Source organism: Plantactinospora sp. KLBMP9567, from assembly GCF_033446045.1.
Taxonomy (GTDB): Bacteria; Actinomycetota; Actinomycetes; order Mycobacteriales; family Micromonosporaceae; genus Plantactinospora.
Genome location: NZ_JAWQRR010000018.1, coordinates 90,820 through 112,022 on the forward strand (window position 1 = coordinate 90,820; position 21,203 = coordinate 112,022).

Sequence of the window (21,203 nt, forward strand, 5' to 3'; positions counted from 1 at the left end):
ATGGTGGGCAATGCTTCGCGCCCTCCGGTGCCCGATGGGTCCGGTCGGCGCCACCGCCGTGCGGGCGATCCTCCGACTCCTTGACATCCGGTCTCGTCCGGCCGATCCGCCGCTACCTGAACGGGGGTGCAACGATCTCTGCCGAGTCGTCCCGCGACGTGAAAGTCTCCGTCATCCTACCTACCTACAACCGCTGTGAGCTGCTTGCCGAGGCCCTGCGGGGCCTTGCCCGACAGAGCTTGCCGACGGAGGAGTTCGAGGTCGTCGTCGCCGACGACGGCTCCTCCGACGCGACCGCCGCCGTCGTCAAGTCCTTCTCCGACCGGCTGCGACTGCGCTACCACTTCCAGGAGGATCATGGCTTCCGGGTCGCCGCCGCCCGCAACGCCGGTGCCCGGCTGGCCAGCGCACCGATCCTGGTGTTCCTGGACACCGGCGCGCTGGTCGGGCCGGACTACCTCCGCGAACACCTCGCGGCGCACGGCGACGGCTCCGCACGCCGTGCGGTGATCGGCTACGCGTACGCGTACCGGCCGGAGGACCCGACGCCCGGCCTGGCGGAGATGGTCGGGCGGCTGCTGCCCGAGCGGGTCCTGACGGCGTACGCGAACGATCCGTCCATCTTCGACATCCGGCACGGCGCCTTCCTCCGGTGCGGCTTCGATCCCGGCCGCCTGGTGGTGCCGTGGATCCTCCTGTGGGCCACGAACTGTTCCATCCGCACCGAGGACTACTGGGCCGTCGGCGGTTTCGACGAGGACTTCCAGCGCTGGGGCGTCGAGGACATGGAAATCGGCCTGCGCCTGCACCGCCGGGGCGTGGAGTTCGTGGTCAGCCGGTCCGCCTGGGTCATCGAGGCGCCGCACGACCGGGACTGGGAGGGCAACCGGCAGGGCAACCACCACAACATCGGGGTCCTGCTCGGCAAGCACCCCGAACCGGTCGCGGAGATCGGCTGGTCCCTGATCACCAAGGACCTGTACTGGCCGTGGGAGGACGACTACCAGGCGCTGCTGGACTGGACGGCGCGGGCCCGGGACCTCGACGTGACCGCGGAACTGCGCGGGGCGGCGGCGGGACTGCGCCCCGGCGAGCGGGTGGCGGTCTTCGGCTCCGGGGGCAGCGTACCCGCGGAACTCTCCTCGGCGGTGCTGGTGGACTTCGACGAGGAGCTGCTGCGGCAGGCGCTCGCCGGAGGCGGCCGGGTCGGCCACCACGCGATCGGCGTGCGGACCCCGCTGCCGGAGCAGTCGGTGGACGTCGTGCTGATGACGTCCCGGCTGACCGGGCTCTGGGACCGGTGGAACCTCGACCTCGTGGCCGAGGCCCGGCGGGTCGGCCGCGAGATCCGTGCCTTCGGGTTCGGGCTTTGACGGGCGTACGGGTGGACCCCGGCACGACGCTGGCGATCGGCGGTGGGCCCGCCGTACGCGGTCCGGAGCGGGCCTGGCCCGACTGGCCCCTACCGGCACCGGCCGCCGAGAGCCACCTCGCCGAGGTCCTGCACGGAGGGCGTTGGGCGATCACCAGTCCACGCCGTGGCGAGCTCTTCGAACGCAGGTTCGCCCGGATGTTCGCCGAGTACGTCGGCACCCGGCACTGCGTACCGACCGACCACGGTTCGAGTGCCCTGGTGATCGCCCTGGAGTCACTGGGCCTGGCGTACGGCGACCCGGTCCTGGTGCCGGCGCTCACCTGGACGGCCTGCGCCACCGCCGTGCTGCGGGCCGGCCTGCTGCCGGTACTCGCGGACGTCGACCCGGAGACCGGCTGTCTGGACGTGTCGGCGCTGCGCGCCAACGACGACGTACGGGCGGTCGTCGCGGTGCACTGGGCGTGCACGATGGCCGACATCCCGGCGATCCAGCAGTTCGCCTCCACCCGGGGGGTCGAGGTGGTCGAGGACGCGGCACAGGCGCACGGTGCCCGCTGGCTCGGCCGCCCGGCCGGCTCGCTCGGCCGGCTGGGCTGCTTCAGCATGCAGCACTCGAAGGTGCTCACCTGCGGCGAGGGCGGTGCGGTCGTCACCGACGACGACGCGCTGCTGACCCGGCTGGAGGAACTGCGCGCCGACTCGCGGAGCTGGCGGGACGACGCCCGCCCGGGCGAACTGGACCTGCGGGAGAGCGCCACGGTGATGGGCTCGAACTTCTGCCTGAGCGAGTTCGGCGCCGCCCTGCTCTGCGCCCAACTGCCGCAGCTCGACGCGCAGAACACCGTCCGGGAGCGGAACTACGAGCGGCTCCGCGAGCTGCTCGCCGACGTACCGGGAGTCCGGTTGCTCAGCCGACGGCCGGAACAGGACCGGATCTCGCTCTACGAGGTGCCGGTGGTCTTCGACCCGCTGCCTCCGCACCGGGACAACTCCTGGGTGGCGGCGGCCCTCACCGCGGAGGTCGGGATGCGGGCCTATCCGCCCCGGGCGCCGCTGCAGCGCAGTCCACTGCTGCGTCCGTGGACCAAGCCGGCGCTGGCACCGCTCTCCGAGCGCTTCGTCGCCCGGCACCGCGGGCGGGACTTCCCCGGTGCGGACCATCTCGCCCGGCACGCGGTGCTGCTGCACCACAGCGCGTTCCTGGGGCCGGAGAGCGACATGCTCGACCTGGCACGGGGTATCGCCAAGGTCGCCGGACACCTTGCGGAAGGCGGGCGGGAATGACGACTGAGGAGGTGGACCGGCCGCCGGAGGCGGAGCGCGCAACGGTCACCCCGGGTGTTTCGGTGGTCGTACCGGTGCGGGGCCGGGTCGACGAGACGGCCCGGCTGCTCGGCAGCCTCGCCGTCGCCGCCGCCCGGTGCCCGGAACCCGTCGACGTCGTGGTCGTGGACGACTCGATGCCGGACGACGCGCGGGCGCACCGGGCCAACTGCGCCCGGCACGGTGCCCGGTACGTTCGTGGCCCCCGGCACGTCGGGGCGAAGCGGAACCTCGGGGTGTCCCACGCGCGGCACGACCTGCTGCTCTTCACCGACTCGGACTGCCGGGTCTCGCCGGAGCTGTTGCGCAGGTACGTGACCGGCATCCGGCGGGCCCCGGCCGGGGTGGCCGGGATCGCCGGCCCCACCCTGGTGGAGGAGAGCCGGACGGCGGTGTTCCGGATCATGCGGCGCTCGCACCTGCTCAACGGGGACCTGGAGATGCCCCGGGCCGGTCGGTCGCTGCCGTGGGCCACCACCAGCAACCTGTTGCTGCGACGCGACGCCTTCCGCGCGGTCGGCGGATTCGTCGAGAAGTCCCTCACCGTGGTGTCGGGCGAGGACGTCGACCTGGGACTCCGGCTGACGGGGCAGGGCTTCACGATCCGCGCCGACCCGGACGCGACGGTGACGCACGACCGGACGAGCAGCGATTCCGTCCGGTCCATCTGGCGCCGGTTGTTCGGCTACGGACGCTCGGAGCAGTGGCTCGCCACCGTCCACCCGGAACGGCGTACGACGCGGTGTAACCCGGTGGCCGTGCTCGGGCTGGCCGGCGGCGTGGCGGTGGCGACGCTGGGTCGTACCCGGGGGCGCAGCGCCCTGCTCGTGCCGCTGACCGCCGGAGTGGGGCTCGGGCTGCGGGCCTGGCGGCGCCGCCGGCCGGGCGACTCGGTGCGCGGTGTCGCGGACGCGGTCGCCTGCGCGGCACTGGAGTACGCGTTCGATGCCGGCGCGGTGGTGGCTGCCGTGCAGCTCCGCCGGCCGGACCTGCTGTTCGCCGGCTTCCGCTCCACGGGCGGCGACACCGATGAATGAGCGACGGGGAGGCAGCACCTTGCAGGTCGCGGACGTGAGGTTCGGCGAGCGCGGCACCAGTTATCTGTACGGCGTCGACTGCGTCGACCAGATCGTCGAGGCGGTCACCCGGTTGGCCGAGGGTGCCGAGTCGGTGGTCTTCGTCGTCGACCGGCAGGTGCTGGCACACGCCGAACCGGTGCTGGCCGGACTGGGGCGGCGGATGGCGGTGCACCGTTTCGTGCTCGACGCGGCGGAGCGGCGCAAGCGGCTCTCCGTCGTCGAAGCGATTCTCGAGTACGCGGTCGACCGGGGCGCCGACCGCCGCTCGCTGGTGGTCGCGATGGGCGGCGGGCTGACCGGAAACGTCGCCGGGCTCGCCGCCGCCCTGCTCTTCCGGGGCATCCGGCTCGTCCACCTTCCCACCACCCCGGTCGCCGCCTTCGACTCCGTACTGTCCCAGAAGCAGGCGGTCAACCTGAGCGCCGGGAAGAACCTCGGCGGGACCTACCTGCCGCCGTCGCTGATCGGCTGTGACCTGACCTGGCTCACCTCCATCCCGCGCGGTGACCTGCTGACCGGGATCGCCGAGATGGCGAAGAACGTCCTGGCGATGGTTCCGCACGAGGAGTCGACCTTCCTCCGCGCGGTGGCCGGGCTGGAGCACCGGCCGGTCGACTCGTTCGTGGCGCTGTGCCGGCTCGGCATCGAGGCGAAGCTGCCGATGCTCGTCCGGGACCCACGGGAGCGGGGCGAGGCGGTGATCTTCGAGTACGGCCACACCGTGGGGCACGCGCTGGAGATCGTGACCGACGGGGACTTCAGCCACGGTGAGGCGATCGCCTGGGGGATGCTGGTCGCGGCGGAGGCGAGCGCCATGCTCGGCTATCTGGACCGGGCCGAGGTGGACCGCCATCACCGGCTGCTGGCGCGGCTGCGACTCCCGCCGCCGGGCGCCAGGCTGGGGCCGGTGGACCGGACGGCGCTGCGCACGGTACTGCGGGGCGACAACAAGCGCGGCTATCTCGCCTGCGACGCGGAGGAGATCCCGATGGTGCTGCTGGCGGCTCCGGGCGTACCGGTGACACAGGCGAGCGGCCAGCCGCTCAGTGCGGTGCCGGAGAAGATCGTGCTGGCCGCGTACGACCGGGTGGCGGAGGGACGGGGGAGGTCGGATGGCTGAGCCGGCGCCGGTCACCCCGGGTGCGACCGTGTCGATGCGCGCGATCGGCGCGCTGGCCGCGCTCTCCGTTTCGGCGTTCTGCTACGTCGCGATGGAGACCCTGCCGATCGGCATCCTCACGCTGGTCTCCGCCGACCTGGAGGTGTCGCTGTCGCAGACCGGGCTGCTCGTCACCGGGTACGCCGTCGCCGTCGCGGTCGTCTCCGTGCCGCTGACGTACGTCACCGCCCGCATTCCGCGCCGACGCCTGCTGGCCGGGCTGCTGGCCGTGCTGGTACTCGCCACGGTCTTCTCCGCGACAGCCCAGGAGTACGAGGTGCTCTTCGCCGCCAGGGTGGTCGTCGCGTTCACCCAGGCGCTGTTCTGGGCGGTGGTGGCGCCGGCGGCGGCGGGGATGTTCCCGGTGCACGTACGCGGCAGGGTCACCTCCGTCGTCTTCGCCGGCGCCTCGCTGGGTCCGATGCTCGGGGTACCGGCCGGCACCTGGATCGGCCAGCAGGCGGGCTGGCGGGCCGCCTTCCTCATGCTGGCCGGGCTCGCGCTGCTCGCGTTCGTGGCGATCGTGCTGCTCATGCCGTCGGTCCCGGTCGGTCAGACGCACGCCGCGACCGGGACCAGCCCGGATGCCCGCCGGTACTGGATCGTGGTCGTCGCCACCGTGCTCTCGGTCGGCGGCCTCTTCACCGCCTTCACCTACACCGCCGTCTTCCTGACCGAGGTCAGCGGGTTCGCCCCGGCGGCCATCGGGGTGCTGCTGCTGGTCCGCGGCTTGGCGGACTTCGCCGGCATCGCTGCCGGCGGCATCCTCAGCGACCGCCGGCAGCGGCTCGCCATGGTGTCGGCGGTGTCACTGCTGGCGCTCGCCCTGGTCGGCATGTTCCTGCTGGCCGAGGTGGCGCTGGTGGCCGCCGCCCTGCTGGCCGTTTCGGGATTCGCCATGGGTGCGCTGACTCCGGCTCTGCAGAACCGGGTGCTGGAGGTCGCCCCGGGCAGCTCCGACCTGGCCGCGGCCGGCAACTCCGCCGCCTACAACGTGGGCATCGCCGGCGGATCGCTGCTCGGGGCCGGCATCCTGCCCACGCTGGGCGTCCGGGGCACCGCACTGGTCGGCGGCGTACTGGTCGCCGCCGCGCTCGCCGTCCTGCTGGCCGAGCCACTGGTCGCGGCCGACCGCCGGGCGCCGGTGACCGGAGCCGAACCGGCACGGGCGGAACTCTGACCGGTCCGGCCGGCGTACCCGCCCGGGGGCTCGTACCCGTCCGGCGGACCCGCCCGTACCCCTGCGACGAACCGGGAGTGCAGTCCTTGACGCAGAACGCCGAGTGGCAGACCGGGTCCGAGCCTGCGGAGTGGACCTGGGACGAGCCCGACCCCGGCTGGCACGCGCCGTGCCGCCGGCTGGAAGCGACCGGGCTGACGTCGCCGTTGGACCGGGCCGGGCTGGCGGGTATCGGCGTGACCGGCATCCAGTTCGGCTCGTGGGACGGGCGGGACCCGGGCTGCCTCAACACCGACGTGATCGGGCTGGTGGCCGGGGACACCCGGACCGAGCCGGGCCGGGTGTACAGAGTGGACGGACGCGCGTACTTCGTGCGGCTCGACGCCCGCGACCCGCTGCCGCTGGCCGACGGCTGCGTGGACTGGGCGTACGCCGAGCACTTCATCGAGCACCTGACCCTGGCCGAGGGCATCGGCTGGCTGCGCGAGGTGCGGCGGATCCTCGCCGTCGGCGGATGGCTCCGGCTGACCACGCCTGACCTGCACCGGTACGTGGCCGGATACCTCGACGACGGCGCCAACGGGTTCTTCGCCCGGCACCGGCGCCGGCTGATGAGCCTCGGCGCGAAGCCCGAGGACCTTCCGGAGCGGAAGGCGTTCATGGTCAACCAGATCTTCCAGTTCCACGGGCACAAGTGGATCTACGACCTGGACGAGCTGCGCCACGCCCTCGGCACCGCGGGCTTCGACCCGGACGCGATCTCGGTCCGGTCGTTCGGTCGCAGCGCCCTGCCGCACCTCGCGGCGTTGGACCGGGCCGTCCGGAACGACGAGACGATCTACGTCGACGTCCGCCGGACGGTCACCACCGGCCCGCAGGACCGGTGACCGACGCGCGGTCCGCACCGGTGCCGGCGAGGCGGACGGACGGCCCGGGCACCGGCCGCGCAGGTATCCGGCGCCGTCACGCCGGTGCCGTGGACGACTGCCTCGGGGCGTACCGCTTGAGCACGCCGGCCTGCGGCAGTCGCCGGCGCCCCCGGCGCAGGTCCAGCCAGTCGGCCTCGGTGGCCGCCCGCAGGTCGTCGAGTTGTCGCCGGGCGTCCACCGTCCGGTGGTCTCCGGCGGCGGCGAAGACCGCCACGCGCAGGGCCGCCACGGTCAGCCGGTCGAGCGAGGCGCCGACCGAGCAGGACAGCGGCGCCGTCTCCGGCCTGCCGGACGGCAGGACCGCCGCGACGACCCGGTCGATCTCCGAGACCAGGTCGGCCCGCCGCATGTTCTGCCGATCCACCTCCCGCTTGGCCCTGCCGAGCTGCTCGTCGTCGGCGGCGGCCCGGGCCTCGTCCTCCAGCCGCCACAGCGCGGCGTTGACCCGGTGCAACTGGGTCACGAGTTCCGGCACCGGCACCGGTGGACCTTCGGCGGAGAGTGCCCGCAGCGTGCGCAGTACCGCGTCGTCAGGGGTCGCCGGAGGACTCACCGGGGCTCCTCGGGAAGAAGTTGGGTCGGCAACGTGAACGGCACCGCCCAGCCGTCGTGGGCCGCGAGCACCACGCCGTCGTCGGCGATCCGGGACAGGATCGCCCCGATGGACCGGTGCGGATGCCACTCCGCCGGATCGAGCACGCCCCAGCCGAGCATGGTGCGGATCAGGACCGGATCGACCGGCACCCACCGCCCGTCGACCAGGAACTCCGCCCAGAAGTGTTCGGCCGCGAACGGCGGAGCCACGATCAGCCCGAACGCCGGACGGGCGGCGAGCCCGGCGGCCCGGCCCCGCCGCACCAGCAGCCTGGTGACGCCGGCACAGTCGCCCAGCCCGCTGGCCCGGACGAAGCCCGTGTCGTACCGGACCTCGGTGGGCAGCATCATGAACTCCACCTCGGCCACGGCGTCGTCGAGGAGCCTGCGGACGGCGGCCGGCAGGTCGGGCCACCGCCCCTCGACCGACACCTGCACGGCGATCCGCAGGCCGCTGCCGTCCGCGACGGTGCGCTCCAACACCCGACCGCCGGGCAGTACGAGGACGAACGAGCAGGTCGCGGCGTGTCCCGGAGCCGGGCAGCGGATCTGGTACTGGACCTCGTAGCGGGCCTGCCCGGCGTCGGCCACCCGACGTAGCGCCGCCGGCCAGAACCGGCGGGCGGTCCGGGCCGCCGCCCCGACCGAGAGGTGCAGCGAACAGTTCGTCAGGTCGTGCCGGTCGTAGTGCGGTGTCCCGTCGATCCGCCGCACCGGCAGGCCGGCGTCGGTCAGCAGGTCCAGCACTGCCGGACGCAGCAGGAACCGGGCCCGGGCCGACGCCGGGGTCTCCACGAACCGCCGGGCCGAGTCCGGGATCCGGCGCAGCTTGGCCACCAGCGCGGACACGTCGGCCGTGGCCGGCCCGTCCGGCGACCGGACCGTCATCGTCGGGTTCTCCGGCACGGGCGGCTCAGGCGTCCCTGAGATAGTCGTCGACCTCTTCGGTGGTGGGCAGCACGTTGTCCGGCCCGACCTCGGCCAGCACGTACGCCAGCACGTCGCCGACGGTGCCGATCGGCAGCGAACTGTCCACCGCCATCGCGTCCAACCCGAACAGTTCCTCCAGGGTGAAGGCCAGCTCCACCAGCCGGAGCGAGTGGTAGCCGAGGTCGGCCACGAGTGCCTGGGCCGGGGTGGGCCGGTCGACGGGATCGGGCGCGAGGGTACCGACCACGCGGAGCACGATCTCGGTGATCCGCCGCTGCGCCGCCGCCGGCTCGACGGTGCGTACCTCGTCGGTCATGGGGCATCCTCTCGATTCCGGCCGAGCCTCGCCGGGCGGGTCATCGGCGCCACGCCCGGACCTGCCCGGGCCGCAGCAGCGCCAGTTCCTGGAAGTGCGCGCGCAGTTCGTCGGAGACCAGACCCAGCCGGGTCAGGTTGGAGAAGATCTTGGCGAACATCAGCCGGCGGAAGTCCCGCATCGCCGAGTCGGTGAGGACGTACTCGACGCCGGCGGCCACGTCGAGGTCCATCCGCTGCCACACCTCCTCCATCCGGAACCGGCGGGACATCAGCAGCGACGCCTCCTTGATGAACTCCTCGCGTTCGGCCCGCTCCCGGCTGGTCAGCTGGTCCTGGAGGCCCTCCAGGGCGAGCACGCCGAACGCCACGTGCCGGGCCTCGTCCCGGGCCACCAGGTCGGTGATCTGCCGGATGACCGGGTCGAAGGTGGTCGCGTGGCCGAGCCGGAAGACGGCCAGGGCCAGCCCTTCGACGATGATCTGCATGCCCAGGTAGATGATGTCCCAGCGCCGCTCGGAGACGACGTTGCCGAGCAGGGTCCGCAGCGCGGGATTGATCGGGTACGACGAACCGAGCCGCTGCACGTACCGGGAGAACGCCTCGACGTGCCGCGCCTCGTCGGTCACCTGGCTGGCGGCGTAGAGCTTGTCGTCGAGGTCCGGGACGGTCTCCACGAGGCGGGACGTGGCCAGTAGCGCACCCTGCTCGCCGTGCAGGAACTGGCTCGTCATCCAGGAGTGGTACTCCCAGCGGTAGGCGTTCCACAGCTCCGGCGGCACCGGGCAGTTCGGCGGCCGCCGGGAACTCAGCCCGGTGACATCGTCGATCTCCGGCAGGGGCGCGCCGAAGTGCAGCTCGGGCGACCAGTCGATGTCGGTGGCCGCGTTCCACTGTGCGGCCTTGCCCTTCTCGTAGAGCGCGCGCAGCTTCGGATCCTTCGACGTGTAGTCCCAGGTGAAGGTGGTGACGACGGCCGACTCCACGGCCAGCCCGTCGGGTGTGATCGACACGGAGGACCCCCTGACTCCGGTGTGGACTGTCCGAACGCGACGCACCGGGGACGGCCTGCTCGTCCGGACCGGGCCTGGCCCCGAGCGCTCTCCGACCGCTGCGTGGTGTCGGATGCGCATTGCTGCCGTCAGGTGTTTCCCATCCTTCCCGAGTGCATTGACGCATGTCAACAACTGCGACTGTTTCGCCCCTCGTCGAGGCCGCGCCGGAGGTCGTACGCTTGCCGGGGGCCGAGCGCGATCCATATGATGTGCATCGATTCAATCGGCGACGGAAGTCGGGGACGACACCGGATAGCCCAGGCCGGCGGCCGTCGAGATGGAGGCGTGGTGCCCGAGCTTCTGCACGCGATTCCGGTACTGGCCGCCCGCGACGTTCCGGCGGACGTCGCGTTCTGGGTCAACACGCTCGGCTTCGGCCTGCTGTTCAGCGTCGACGGGTTCGCCGGCGTCGCGCGGGACGGCGTACAGCTCTACATCTCGGCCGTGGACGACCAGGCGGTCGCCGACGGCACCCAGGCGTGGATCGGCGTGGCCGACCTGGACGGGCTGCACGCGGAGTGGACGGTTGGGGTGCCCGGCAGCTTCGCCGATCCGTCGGGACCGGCCATGACGGAGATCTCCGACCGGCCGTGGGGTCGGGAGTTCGCGGTCCGGGACCGGGCCGGCAACTGTGTGCACTTTATCGACGGGGCGCAGTGATGACCGATACGCGGGCCCACCGGGCACCGGGCCAGTGGCCACCGGCCTTCGAGGAGGTGCTGCGGGCGCATCTGCCGGAGACCACGACCGATGTTCCGCTCTCCGCCACCGACACGCTGTTCGAGCTCGGCCTGGATTCGTTCGGCACGGTCGAGTTGCTGGTCGCGCTGGAGAGCGGCTTCGACGTCAGCTTCCCGGACGAGGCGCTCACCGCGGAAACCTTCGCCACCGTCGGCTCGCTGTGGGCGGCGCTGTCCGAGCTGCTGCCCCCGGCGGCACCGGGCGGCCCGGTCGACGGCGCGCCGTAGCGTACGGGCCAGAGAGGCGCCGCCCCGATGCCCCGGTTACAGGCCTACGACAACGGCCTGGACTGCTTCGCCGACACCTACACCCTGCTGCTGTCGAACCTCGGCATCGACGCCCGGGTGCTCGGCGACGACTGGGGCTACCGCTACGTCGCCGCACAGCCCGGCAGCGAGGCGCCGTTCATGCGCCTGCGCATCAACCGGCACAGCTACGGTGAGGCCATCTCCCGCTGGTACGGCATCGACGAGCGCCGGATCACCCATCCCGGTATGGACGCGCTGTGGGAGCACGTCCGCCACACCCTGGACGACGGGCGGCACGTCGCCCTCCAGGTGGACACCTTCGCCTATCCACCCTCCCTCTTCCACCAGCGCATCCACCACCTGCACCGGGTCGTGGTGACCGACCTCCGGCCCGGCGCGGTGTACATCCTCGACGAACTGCCCGGCCGGCCCTTCCGGGGCTGGATGGAGACCGACGGGTTGACGGCGGCGATCGGCAGCCGGGCCCTCGCCGAACACTTCACCGCCGTCGGCGGGTCGCACTGCTCGGTCGACCTGCCCCGGCCGGCCGCGGTCGCCCCGCCGTCGACGGCCGCGCTGCGGGCGGCGCTGGTGGAGAACGTCGAGGCGTACCTGACCGGTTCCGACCAACCGGAGGCCCCGGCCGGCCGGTACGCGGCCGACCGGTTCCTGGCCGACGTGCGCGAGTACGCCGGAACCGCGACGGCGATCGGCGACGCGCTCATCGTGCACGGGGTGAGCTTCTTCGGCTCGCTGGCGAAGCAGCGGCGGCAGAACGCCTTCTTCATCGAGCTGGTCGGCGACCGTGCCGGGGTGGACCTGACCGAGGTGGCGGACCGGTTCCGGGCGCTCTCCGAGCGGCTGGACAAGCTGCGTGCCGTCTTCTTCTTCGGCGCGTCCGCCGGGCGCCGCCCCCGGGAACACCTGGGCCGGCTGACCGACCGGCTGGCCGAGGCGTTCGCCGAGGAACGCGACTGCGTACGCCGGATCGCCGGGCTGGTCCGCTGAGGCCGGTCAGTCCCGGGCCAGCAGTTGCCGCCGGTCGACCTTGCCGTTCTCGTTCAACGGCAGCCGGGCCAGGATCCGGATCCGCGACGGCACCATGTACGACGGCAGGTGGTCCCGCAGCCAGGCCGACAGCATCGCCGGATCCGCGGCCGACCCGGTGCAGTACGCCCACAGCCCGGCCCGGCCCTCCGCCGGCACCACGGCCGCGTCCGCCACCGTCGGGTGCCGGCGCAGCACCGCCTCCACCTCGCCCAGTTCCACCCGGCAGCCGTTGACCTGCACCTGGCGGTCCATCCGGCCGAGGTGCACCAGTTCGCCGTGCTCGAACCGGACCCGGTCCCCGGTGCGGTACCAGTGCCCGGCGGTGAGCTTGTCCGCCCCGTCGTACCGCACCGTGCGGCCGTCCCGGCGGTCGAGGAAGCTGCCCCGGTCGTGGGCGGGATCCAGATAACCGCCGAACCGCTGCACGCCCCGTACGCAGAGTTCGCCCTCGTCCGCCGGCCGTCCGGTGCCGTCCAGCACCAGATGCTCCAGGTGCGGGTAGACCGGGCCGATCGGCACGGTGCCGTTGCTGGTCTCGATCCAGTCGGCCGGGTCGGCCGGCACCCGGTAACCGGTGCAGGCGACGGTCAGCTCGGTCGGCCCGTACACGTTCTCGATGACGCCGGCCGGCGCGGCGGCCCGCCACGCCGCCGCCTGTTCCCAGCTGAACTGGTCGCCGATGAACATCGACCAGCGCAGCTCCGGCATGGCGCCGGGCGGGATGCCCCGCAGCGCGCGGGCCAGGGTGACGGCGGACGGCACCGAGAACCAGTGTGTGACGCCGCGTTCCCGGATGTGCCGGGCGGGCTGGACCAGCTCGTTGCCCTGCGGTACGACGAGCGTGCCACCGCCGCTCCAGGCGGCGAAGAGGTCGAAGACCGACGGGTCGAACGTCAGGTCGAAGGTGTGTGACAGCCGGCTGCCGGGCCCCACCTCGTACCGCTCGACGACGTGCCGCAGGTACGCGGCGGCGCTGCGGTGCCGGATCGGTACCCCCTTCGGCGTGCCGGTCGATCCGGAGGTGAACAGGATGTAGGCGGTGTCGTCCGGCTCCGGCCGCCGGTCCGCCGGCTGCTGGACGGGGTGGCCCTGGCGTACCTGTGACCACGGGCCGACGGGCAGGCCGCTGCCCACCAGCCGGTCGGCGGCCTCGTCGTCCACGAGCACCAGCCCGACCCCGGCCGACCGGCACGTGAGCGTGGTGCGGGCGACCGGGTGCGTCGGCTGGAGCGGCACCACCGGGGAGCCGAGCCGGGCTGCCGCGAGATATCCGGCGTACGCCAGCGGCGTGCGTGTCACACAGAGCCCGACGGGTACTCCCGGGCCGATCCGGTGCAGCAGGTGCCCCGCGACCACCCCGGCCAGTTCCCACAGCTCCCGGTAGGTCAACCGGTGGGTGCCGAAGTCCACCGCCGCCCGGTCCGGGTGGTCCCGGACCCCGACCAGCACCAGGTCGGGAAGGGTCTCCGGCCCGGTGCTCACGGTGCGGCTCCGCCGGCCGGGCCTGGCTGCTCGACGGCCCGGACGGACCAGGTGGTCACGGCCACGACCCGGTCCGTCGCGTCGACGAGGACCTCGGTCGGCGGCGGCCGGCTGAGGAACCCGAGCACGCTCGCCGTCAGCCCGTACGCACCGACGTTCGGGATGGCCACCACGTCACCCACCCGCGGGTCCGGGAGCCGGGCGTCGCGGCCGAGGACGTCCAGCGGGGTGCAGAGCGGTCCGACCAGGGTGACCGGCTCGGCGTCCGGGGCGTCCGGGCCGGTGGGTTGCGCCGACGGCGGCAGCAGCCGGCCGGTGGCGGAGACCCCGCCGAGGTTGTTGATCCCGGCGTCGAGGACCACGAACGTCCGTCCGCCGCTCCGCTTGACGTCCAGTACCGTCGACAGCAGGGTGCCGCACTCGGCGACCAGGTACCGCCCGGCCTCGAACGCGACCACCGGCCGCCCGGCCCGCCAACCGGCGAGACGGGTGTCGAGCGTCTCCGCCAGGGTGGCCGCGAGCCGCTGGTATCCCGGAGACTCTCCGGGCCGGGCGAACGGCGCCGCGAAGCCGCCGCCGAGGTCCAGCACGGTGGCGTCCAGCCCGGACCGGTGCAGGACGGCCGCCGCCGTCTGGGCGCTGGCGGTGAACTCGGCGGCCAGCGCCGCCTCGTCGGTCATGTTGGTGACCGGGAAGAAGTGCAGCCCGACCGGCCTGGCTGCCGGCGTTCCGGTGAACAGTCCCGGGACGGACCAGAGCGCGTCGAGGTCGATGCCGAACTGCGACGGCCGGCCGGTCATCCGGAGGCCGCCGGCCGGCCGGGACGGAAGACCGTTCACCCGGATCAGGTATTCGACCGTCGTGCCGTGCTCGGCCGCCGCGGCCGCCAGCCGTCGGTGGTCCTCGGCCGACTCGACCGAGAACAGCCGTACGCCCGCCGCGATCGCCTCGGTGACCTCGGTCGGAGTCTTGCCGGGGCCGGTGTACAGGACCTGCCCGGCCGGCTGACCCGCGTCCAGCGCGACCGCGAGTTCACCCGCCGAGCTCACCTCGGCCGGCAGGCCCAGCCCGGTGAGCTGGCGCAGCACGGCCGGGCTGGGGTTGGCCTTCACCGAGTAGTACAGCCGGTGTGGAGACGGAAGTGCGGCGCGCAGCCGGTCGGCGGCCCGGTGGATCCGCGCCGCGTCGTACACGTACAGCGGTGTGCCGTACCGGCGAGCCAGGTGCGACCGGTCGGCGACGCCGTCCCGGCTCATGCCGCCGCGGGACCGGGGGCGGTGGCCGGCTCGCGCAGGGCGGCCAGCGCGCGTCGGTCGACCTTCCCGTTCGCGGTCAACGGCAGCTCGGCGAGGCGACGGCAGACGGCCGGTGTCTTCGCCGGCTCCAGCAGCCGGCGCAGCTCCCGCAGCACCTCGGCCGGGCTGCGGCTGCCGGTCACGAAGAGCGCGAGGTCGTACCGGCCGTCCGGCCGGACCAGGCCCGCCCCGGTGACGCCGTCGATGGTGCCGGCCGCTGCCTCGATCTCGGTGACGCTCATCCGTACCCCCCGTCGCTTGAAGATGTCGTCCCGGCGGCCCACGAAATAGAGGTAGCCGTCCGGGTCGGCGTATCCGAAGTCGCCGGTGTGCAGCTCAGGTGCCTGGTCCGGGCCGGGCGGGAACCGGCGGGCGGTCAGCTCCGGCGCACGCCAGTAGCCCGCCGCCAGGTGCGGGCCGCGTACCACGAACTCGCCCACCTCGCCCGGCGGCAGCGGTCGGCCGTCCGGGTCGGTCACCAGCACCTCCGTGCCGGCGAGGGGGCGCCCGACCGATCCGGGGCGGGCCCGGTCGCCGTCCGGCTCCAGGATGGAGATGCGCTTGCACTCGGTCACGCCGAACATCAGGCAGACCTGTGCGCCCGGGAACGACGCGCGGAGGTCGCGGAGCAGTCCGGGCCCGAGCGCCTCGCCGGTGTTGGTGAGCAGGCGTACCGGGGTGCTCCGGTCCGGCCGACGTCGGGCCAGGTTCACGATCATGGTGGCCAGGGAGGGTACGACCGGAACGACCGAGGACTGCCAGTCCCGGATCCGCCGGAGTAGTTCGACCTCGCGTCCCTCGGGGGCGAGTTGCAGCTCACTGCCGCCGAGTGCGCAGAGCAGCGCCTGGTAGAGCCCGTAGTCGAAGGACATCGGCAGGGCGCAGAGAACCCGGTCGTCGGCGGTGTAGCCCAACCGTTGCCCGATGGCCCCGGTGGCGAAGACCACCTGCCGGTGTGCACACATGACCCCCTTCGGCGCCGCGGTGCTGCCGGAGGTGTACATCAGCAGCGCCAGGCCGTCCTGGTCGGCCCCGGGCACCGAGGCGCCGACCGGCAGGGCCGGGGTGTCGAGAGCCTGCCGCCAGGCGTCCGTCGCGGTCATCACCGTGGCGCCGCCCCGACCGGCCAGCGCGGTGGCGCCGGCATCGGTGGTCAGCACGACCGCCGGCTCGGCGTCGGCCACCACGGTGGGCAGCCACAGGTCGCCCGCTGCCGGGTTGACCGGCACGAAGACCCCTCCCTGGTACGACGTGCCGTGCAGCATGGCCACGATCCGCCGGTCGCGTCCGTGCTGTACCACCACCCGGTCACCGGCCGACACCCCGATCCGGCCCAGCCAGGCGGCGAACCGCCGGCTGTGCTCGTCGAGTTGACGGTAGCTCCAGCCGCCCTCGGCGTCCCGGACGGCCGGCGCCGACGGCGACCGTGCGGCGGCGGTGGCCAGCAGGTCGTGCATCATCGGCACGGCCGCTCCCGGCGGGCGGCGGTCGGGTGACGCCAGGAGTGCGGCATGGTCAGCGCCGTGCCGTGCCTCATCCGTCCCCCTCCGACGTCAGCACAACGGCCATGGGCGAGTGCCCATATACATCGGCGAGTCTAAATACCATTCCGATCGCGGACAAGGCGCCCCTATTTCCTCCATAGTGGACTTTCGACTCCGCCGTACCGGTCGGCAGTGCTCGGGTGCAGCTCGGTGGCGACGTCGGCGAGGCGCCGGGGGCCGGCGAACACCTCGGCCGATATCCCGGTGTAGCCCAGCCGGCGCAGCTCCCGGACGACCGCCACGGCCCGTCGCAGCCGGCCACCCTGCTGGAGATAGCTCGCGGCCAGCGTCGGCGTCACCTCCGGGTGGTATCTGGCGACCGCCGCCAGCAGCGCACACCGCGCTGCGGCCTGGTCCGGCGCGGGCGCCGACCCCGGTCGCCACGGTGCTCCGCCGCCCCGCGCCGGTTCGGGCACCGGCGAAGGGCTCTGCCCCGAAGAGCGGGTCCCGATCGGTGGGCCGGGCCGGCACGTGTATCGGGCGGGCGCGAGGATCGGGCCGCCGTGCCGCGCCTCGTGCAGCACATGCAGGGCGAGGTCGCGCGGAGTCGGAGTCGGCGTGCGGCCGTCGGTGGTGATCTCGGCGGTGAGGACGGCCCGGGGCGGCGGCCCGTCGACGAAGACCGTCGCCGACGTGACGGCGGGATGGGACCGGAGCGCGGCCTCCACCTGCCGGAGGTCGATCCAGCAGTGGTCCAGGTACACCCAGTCCGGCGAGCGTCGGGGTGGTGCGAGCGTCCCGATGGCAGCCAGCTCCGAGAGGCGCACCTCACGCTCGGCGGCGGTCAGCAGCAGCTTACGGACGTCGAGCAGGAAGCGGTCCACCCGGTCCGCGGGGAGGACGTCGGCCCGGGCGACGAGCCGGAGCTGGCTCGATCCGGGGTGCACCGTCAGGGCCAGGTCGGTGGCGGCGTCCGACATCTCCAGCGGGCGCACCTCGCACTCGTACGGCCGCGCCGCCCCGGCGTCCCGTACGTCGTCCGCCGGCGCGGGCGCGTCCTCCGGCAGGAAGTTGAACGTCACACCGGTGCGGAAACCCCCGATCCCGCGCGCCTGCGCGACCTGGGCACTGAGTTCCTTCATCTCGTCGAGGGCGAACTGTCCGTGCGCGGTGGCGGTCGCGTAGGCCCGGGCCGTCGCCGCGACCAGTTGTCCGAGCGTCGACTCGGCGCTCACCTCGACCGAGAGCAGCACCGGCTGGAAGAGGCAGCCCACCGCCGGATAGCTGCGCGGCGTACGCCGGTTGGACCACATGGTCAGCAGGGCACAGCGCGGGTGGCCGGAGACCCGGGCCAGTACTGCGACGAAGGCCGCGAGCACCACGGCCGGATAGGAGACGCCGGTTCGGTCGGCGAGCCGGGCCACCGCCGTCGGCAGCTCCGGACAACGCAGCACCGCCGAGTGGAACCGTGGCTCGTCGTCGACGAGCGGGAACATCTGGTGCGGAATCCGACCGAGTTCCCGTGCCCAGTAGGCCAGCGACCGGCGGTTGAGCCGTCGCCCGCGCGGCGATCGCTCGAACCGGGCCTGGTCGAGCGGCTGCCACGGGTCCGGATCCGCCGTAACGGATCCGCCGAGCCGGTCACGCAGCTCGCGGCAGAGCGCGGCCATTCCCCAGCCGTCCACCGCGATGTGGTGGGCGGCGAGTCCGATCGCGACAACCCGGTCACCGGCCAGCAGAGCGGCGCCGAAGAACGGCCACTCGGCCTCGATGTCCAGGCCGGTGCCGGTGACCCGCTGCCGGAGTTCCTCGATCGTGCCCCCGGCCTCGGCCCGACAGAGCAGCAGTGGTGCGGGTCCGGGCGGCTGGACGACCTGGACCGGCTCGCCGGCCTCGTCCAGCCCGTACGTGGTGCGCAGCGTCTCGTGCCGGTCGACCAGTCCGTCGAAGGCGCCGCGTACGGCCGCCGGCGAGATGGCGATCTCGGGAGGGATCTCCACGATGCTCGTCAGGTTCATGGTGTGCCGCCGCGACACGGGCACGTCCTGGTACACCGACCAGAGCAGTTGTTGGCTCCAGGTCAGTGGCCCGCGCCGGGCCGGGGGTTCGGCCATGTCGACATTCTCGCCGTCCTCGATCGACGGTGCTCGGTGCGACAGTGTTAGGACTCTTTACAGTATGGCCGCCCGGTCCCTATCATTCGGCGAACGTTCTTTCGTCGATGACCCAGATCCGTGGCGATCGACCGCCGTCCGCGCCCGCAACGTCCCGGGTCACCGGGACGTGCCGGTGCCTGGCGGACGCCGCCCAGCCGGAGCAGGAGGGCGTGACAATGAGCCTTTTCCACCCTGGACAGCGCGGCGGACGCACCCCGACTTTTACCTGCGGCCACGGCCGACCGCACCGGGAGGTCGAGAAAGGTGCGACGCACCGGCCGGATTGGTCGACACCACCCAGACCCAGGCGTACCGCCCGGAGCGGGCCGGGCCGGCTCGGCCGGGCCGTCCTCGGCATCACCCTCGTGGTCTCCAGCGTCGCGCTGGCCGGCCAACTCGCCGCCCCGGCGGCCCGGGCGGTCGCCGTGCCGGGCGGGGCGGCCCAGGTCGTCCCGGTACCGGCCAGCGCGGTCCCGGTGCCGGGCGAGACCTTCACGCTCGCTCCGCAGAGCCGGATCGTGGTCGGGCCCGACGGCGACGCGGAGACCGCCGGAGTCGCGGACGGACTGGCGGCGCTGCTGCGGCCGTCCACCGGCTATCCGCTACCGGTCACCGCCGCCGCGCCGCGCCGCGGCGACATCGAGCTGCGCCTGGTGGCCGCCGCCGAACTCGGCGACGAGGGATACCGGCTCGACATCACCGCCGCCGGGGTACGGCTGGCGGCGGCCCGCCCGGCCGGTCTCTTCTACGGCGTACAGACGCTGCGGCAGTTGCTTCCGCCGTGGATCGAGAGCCGGACGGTCCGACCCGGACCGTGGACGGTCTCCGGGGTCCGGATCGAGGACGTCCCCCGGTACGGCTACCGGGGCGTGATGCTCGACATCGCCCGGCACTTCCAGCCGCCGGCCGTGGTCAAGCGGCTGATCGACCAGGCCGCAGCATACAAGATCAATACCTTGCACCTGCACGTCGGCGACGACCAGGGCTTCCGGATCGCGATCGACGGCCGACCGGAACTCACCGAGATCGGGGCGCAGTTCTCCATCAACAACGACCCGGGCGGCCACTGGACCCAGGCCGAGTACGTCGACGTCGTCACCTATGCGGCGGAACGCTTCATGACCGTCATCCCCGAGGTCGACACGCCCGGGCACACCAACGCAATCATCATGTCGTACGCCGGCCCGGAGGCGGATCCGGTGCTGCCGGACGTCAACTGCAGCAACCGTACGCCTCCGGTCTGGAACCTCACCGGGGCCGTCGGCTACAGCGCGCTCTGCCCGGAGAGCCCGAACACCTGGGCCATCCTCACCGACATCGTCGCGCAGCTCAGCGCCCTGACCCCCGGGCCGTACTACCACCTCGGCGGCGACGAGGTGCCGGCGTCCATACTCTCGCACGACCGGTTCGTCGGCTTCGTCGACCGCTTGGCCGACCTGGTCACGGCGCAGGGCAAGACCGCGATCGGCTGGGCCGAGATCTCCCAGGCGAACTTCGACCGGCCCGGCGCCGCCCCGGCAATCGCCCAGTTCTGGAACAACGGCAACCCGGCCGGCGCCGGCGGCGACACGGCCCGCCGGGCCGTGCAGAAGGGCATGCGGGTCATCATGTCCCCGGCCAACCACACCTATCTGGACATGCGGCAGTGGCCGGGCAGCCCGCTCGGGCTCGGCTGGGCCGGCACCCTGGACGTGTCGCACTTCTACCACTGGTCCGGTACCAGCAGCGACCCCGGCAGTTACATCCCGGCCCGCACCGTGAACGGCGAGACCCTGCCGGCGGTGACCGACGCGCACATCCTGGGCGTCGAGGCGCCGATCTGGTCCGAGACGCTGCTCACCGGCGCCGACATCGAGTTCCAGGCGTTCCCCCGGCTGCCGGCGACGGCGGAGATCGGCTGGTCGCCGAACGTCCACCCGGAACGCAACCTGGCCTCCTTCGTCGACCGGCTGGCCGGGCACGGCCCGCGCTGGCAGCTCCAGGGCCAGAACTTCCACCCGTCCCCGCAGGTGCCGTGGCGGGTCGACGTGGCGGCGCCGGACGTGCACAGCGACACGCGTACGGTCGGCGGCGCGCTCGCCTCGATCTCCGCGCCGGGGGTCGCGCCCGACCAGGTGACCGCGACCGTCGACTGGGGCGACGGCAGCAGCTCCCCGGCCACGGTCAGCGGCACGGCGGGCACCGTCACCAGGGTCAACGGCCTCTACACCGCCACCGCCAGCCACCGGTACGCCCGGGACGGCGTCTACCGGGCCACCGTCACCGCGACCCGGCCGGGCGGCGTCACCAGCAGCGCCCGGTTCAGCGTCACCGTCGACACCTGCACCAGCCGGCTGTCCGGCCGGCACAGCGGCCCGCTGGTGGTCGGGGCCGGGGTGACCTGCCTGGCCGGCGCCACCGTCACCGGCCCGGTGACCGTCCGGCCGGGCGGCTCGCTGATCGCCACCGCGGCGTCGGTCCGGGGGCCGGTGCAGGCGAGCGGCGCGACCACCCTGGAACTGCTCGGCGGCTCGGTCGCCGGTCCGGTGACCGTCACCGGCACCACCGGACAACTCGGCATCGAGGGCGTACGGGTCGGCGGCCCGCTCGTGGTCACCGGCACCGGCACCGGCCCGGCGCCGGTGATCGCCGGCAACACCATCGGCGGTCCGCTGGTCTGCACCGGCAACACCCCGGCACCGGTGGACAACGGCGTACCCAACACGGTGCGTGGCCCGGCCACCGGGCAGTGCCGGGACCTCTGACCGAACCCGGCCCCCGGGAACGACTCCCGGGGGCCGAACCGGTGGCGGGAGACCACCGCCCGCA

Annotated in this window: 18 protein-coding genes; 10 read left to right on the top strand and 8 right to left on the bottom strand. The window is 73.2% G+C overall.

Annotated features, from left to right (window positions below; genetic code table 11):
• Positions 1 to 158 precede the first annotated feature (158 nt).
• The 6 genes from R6Y94_RS13615 to R6Y94_RS13640 all read left to right on the top strand — a co-directional run bounded on the left by R6Y94_RS13615 (position 159) and on the right by R6Y94_RS13640 (position 7,003).
• Entirely contained in the window at positions 159 to 1,373 is a 1,215-nt protein-coding gene (locus R6Y94_RS13615; RefSeq protein WP_318396374.1) for a glycosyltransferase, read from the top strand.
• Complete coding sequence (locus R6Y94_RS13620; protein ID WP_318396187.1) at positions 1,370 to 2,659, top strand: DegT/DnrJ/EryC1/StrS family aminotransferase; 1,290 nt, start codon at positions 1,370 to 1,372, stop codon at positions 2,657 to 2,659. The genes R6Y94_RS13615 and R6Y94_RS13620 overlap by 4 nt, the downstream gene beginning before the upstream one ends.
• Entirely contained in the window at positions 2,656 to 3,735 is a 1,080-nt protein-coding gene (locus R6Y94_RS13625; protein ID WP_318396188.1) for a glycosyltransferase, read from the top strand. The genes R6Y94_RS13620 and R6Y94_RS13625 overlap by 4 nt, the downstream gene beginning before the upstream one ends.
• Entirely contained in the window at positions 3,728 to 4,897 is a 1,170-nt protein-coding gene (locus R6Y94_RS13630) for a hypothetical protein (protein WP_318396189.1), read from the top strand. Before R6Y94_RS13625 ends, R6Y94_RS13630 begins: the two co-directional genes overlap by 8 nt.
• Positions 4,890 to 6,116 carry an MFS transporter gene (locus tag R6Y94_RS13635; RefSeq protein ID WP_318396190.1) on the top strand — a complete coding sequence of 409 codons (1,227 nt, stop codon included), beginning with the start codon at positions 4,890 to 4,892 and terminating at the stop codon, positions 6,114 to 6,116. Before R6Y94_RS13630 ends, R6Y94_RS13635 begins: the two co-directional genes overlap by 8 nt.
• A gap of 86 nt (positions 6,117 to 6,202) precedes the next feature.
• On the top strand, positions 6,203 to 7,003 hold the full coding sequence (locus tag R6Y94_RS13640) for a class I SAM-dependent methyltransferase (RefSeq protein WP_318396191.1): 801 nt from the start codon (positions 6,203 to 6,205) through the stop codon (positions 7,001 to 7,003).
• A gap of 76 nt (positions 7,004 to 7,079) precedes the next feature.
• Here the strand turns inward: R6Y94_RS13640 and R6Y94_RS13645 are convergent, their stop codons facing one another.
• From R6Y94_RS13645 to R6Y94_RS13660, 4 genes are read right to left on the bottom strand one after another with little or no spacing between them, the layout of a single operon-like run.
• Positions 7,080 to 7,598: a DUF4254 domain-containing protein gene (locus tag R6Y94_RS13645; protein WP_318396192.1), complete on the bottom strand. Its 519-nt coding sequence runs from the start codon at positions 7,596 to 7,598 to the stop codon at positions 7,080 to 7,082.
• Entirely contained in the window at positions 7,595 to 8,527 is a 933-nt protein-coding gene (locus tag R6Y94_RS13650; protein ID WP_318396193.1) for a transglutaminase domain-containing protein, read from the bottom strand. The genes R6Y94_RS13645 and R6Y94_RS13650 overlap by 4 nt, the downstream gene beginning before the upstream one ends.
• A gap of 25 nt (positions 8,528 to 8,552) precedes the next feature.
• Positions 8,553 to 8,885 (bottom strand): acyl carrier protein, encoded by a 333-nt coding sequence (locus R6Y94_RS13655; RefSeq protein ID WP_318396194.1) that lies wholly within the window; start codon positions 8,883 to 8,885, stop codon positions 8,553 to 8,555.
• A 40-nt stretch (positions 8,886 to 8,925) separates the two neighbouring features.
• Complete coding sequence (locus R6Y94_RS13660; RefSeq protein WP_318396195.1) at positions 8,926 to 9,897, bottom strand: ferritin-like domain-containing protein; 972 nt, start codon at positions 9,895 to 9,897, stop codon at positions 8,926 to 8,928.
• 330 nt (positions 9,898 to 10,227) lie between these two features.
• Here R6Y94_RS13660 and R6Y94_RS13665 point away from each other — a divergent pair, with 330 nt between their 5' ends.
• The 3 genes from R6Y94_RS13665 to R6Y94_RS13675 are packed head-to-tail and all read left to right on the top strand — an operon-like array spanning position 10,228 to position 11,936.
• Positions 10,228 to 10,599, top strand: coding sequence for a VOC family protein (locus tag R6Y94_RS13665; protein WP_318396196.1), 372 nt, complete (start codon positions 10,228 to 10,230; stop codon positions 10,597 to 10,599).
• On the top strand, positions 10,599 to 10,907 hold the full coding sequence (locus tag R6Y94_RS13670) for a phosphopantetheine-binding protein (protein WP_318396197.1): 309 nt from the start codon (positions 10,599 to 10,601) through the stop codon (positions 10,905 to 10,907). Before R6Y94_RS13665 ends, R6Y94_RS13670 begins: the two co-directional genes overlap by 1 nt.
• Before the next feature lie 27 nt (positions 10,908 to 10,934).
• Entirely contained in the window at positions 10,935 to 11,936 is a 1,002-nt protein-coding gene (locus R6Y94_RS13675; RefSeq protein WP_318396198.1) for a BtrH N-terminal domain-containing protein, read from the top strand.
• Positions 11,937 to 11,942: 6 nt separating this feature from the next.
• On the opposite strand, the gene R6Y94_RS13680 is transcribed toward R6Y94_RS13675, so the two are convergent.
• The 4 genes from R6Y94_RS13680 to R6Y94_RS13695 form a co-directional block, all read right to left on the bottom strand.
• Complete coding sequence (locus R6Y94_RS13680; protein WP_318396199.1) at positions 11,943 to 13,460, bottom strand: amino acid adenylation domain-containing protein; 1,518 nt, start codon at positions 13,458 to 13,460, stop codon at positions 11,943 to 11,945.
• On the bottom strand, positions 13,457 to 14,716 hold the full coding sequence (locus R6Y94_RS13685) for a type III PLP-dependent enzyme (protein ID WP_318396200.1): 1,260 nt from the start codon (positions 14,714 to 14,716) through the stop codon (positions 13,457 to 13,459). Before R6Y94_RS13685 ends, R6Y94_RS13680 begins: the two co-directional genes overlap by 4 nt.
• Complete coding sequence (locus R6Y94_RS13690) at positions 14,713 to 16,215, bottom strand: class I adenylate-forming enzyme family protein (RefSeq protein WP_318396375.1); 1,503 nt, start codon at positions 16,213 to 16,215, stop codon at positions 14,713 to 14,715. The genes R6Y94_RS13685 and R6Y94_RS13690 overlap by 4 nt, the downstream gene beginning before the upstream one ends.
• A 170-nt stretch (positions 16,216 to 16,385) precedes the next feature.
• Positions 16,386 to 18,353 (bottom strand): condensation domain-containing protein, encoded by a 1,968-nt coding sequence (locus R6Y94_RS13695; protein WP_318396201.1) that lies wholly within the window; start codon positions 18,351 to 18,353, stop codon positions 16,386 to 16,388.
• Positions 18,354 to 18,760: 407 nt separating this feature from the next.
• Between R6Y94_RS13695 and R6Y94_RS13700 the strand changes: the two genes are divergently transcribed.
• A complete protein-coding gene (locus R6Y94_RS13700) occupies positions 18,761 to 21,139 on the top strand; it encodes a family 20 glycosylhydrolase (protein WP_318396202.1) in 2,379 nt (792 codons plus the stop codon).
• The last annotated feature ends 64 nt before the right edge of the window (positions 21,140 to 21,203 follow it).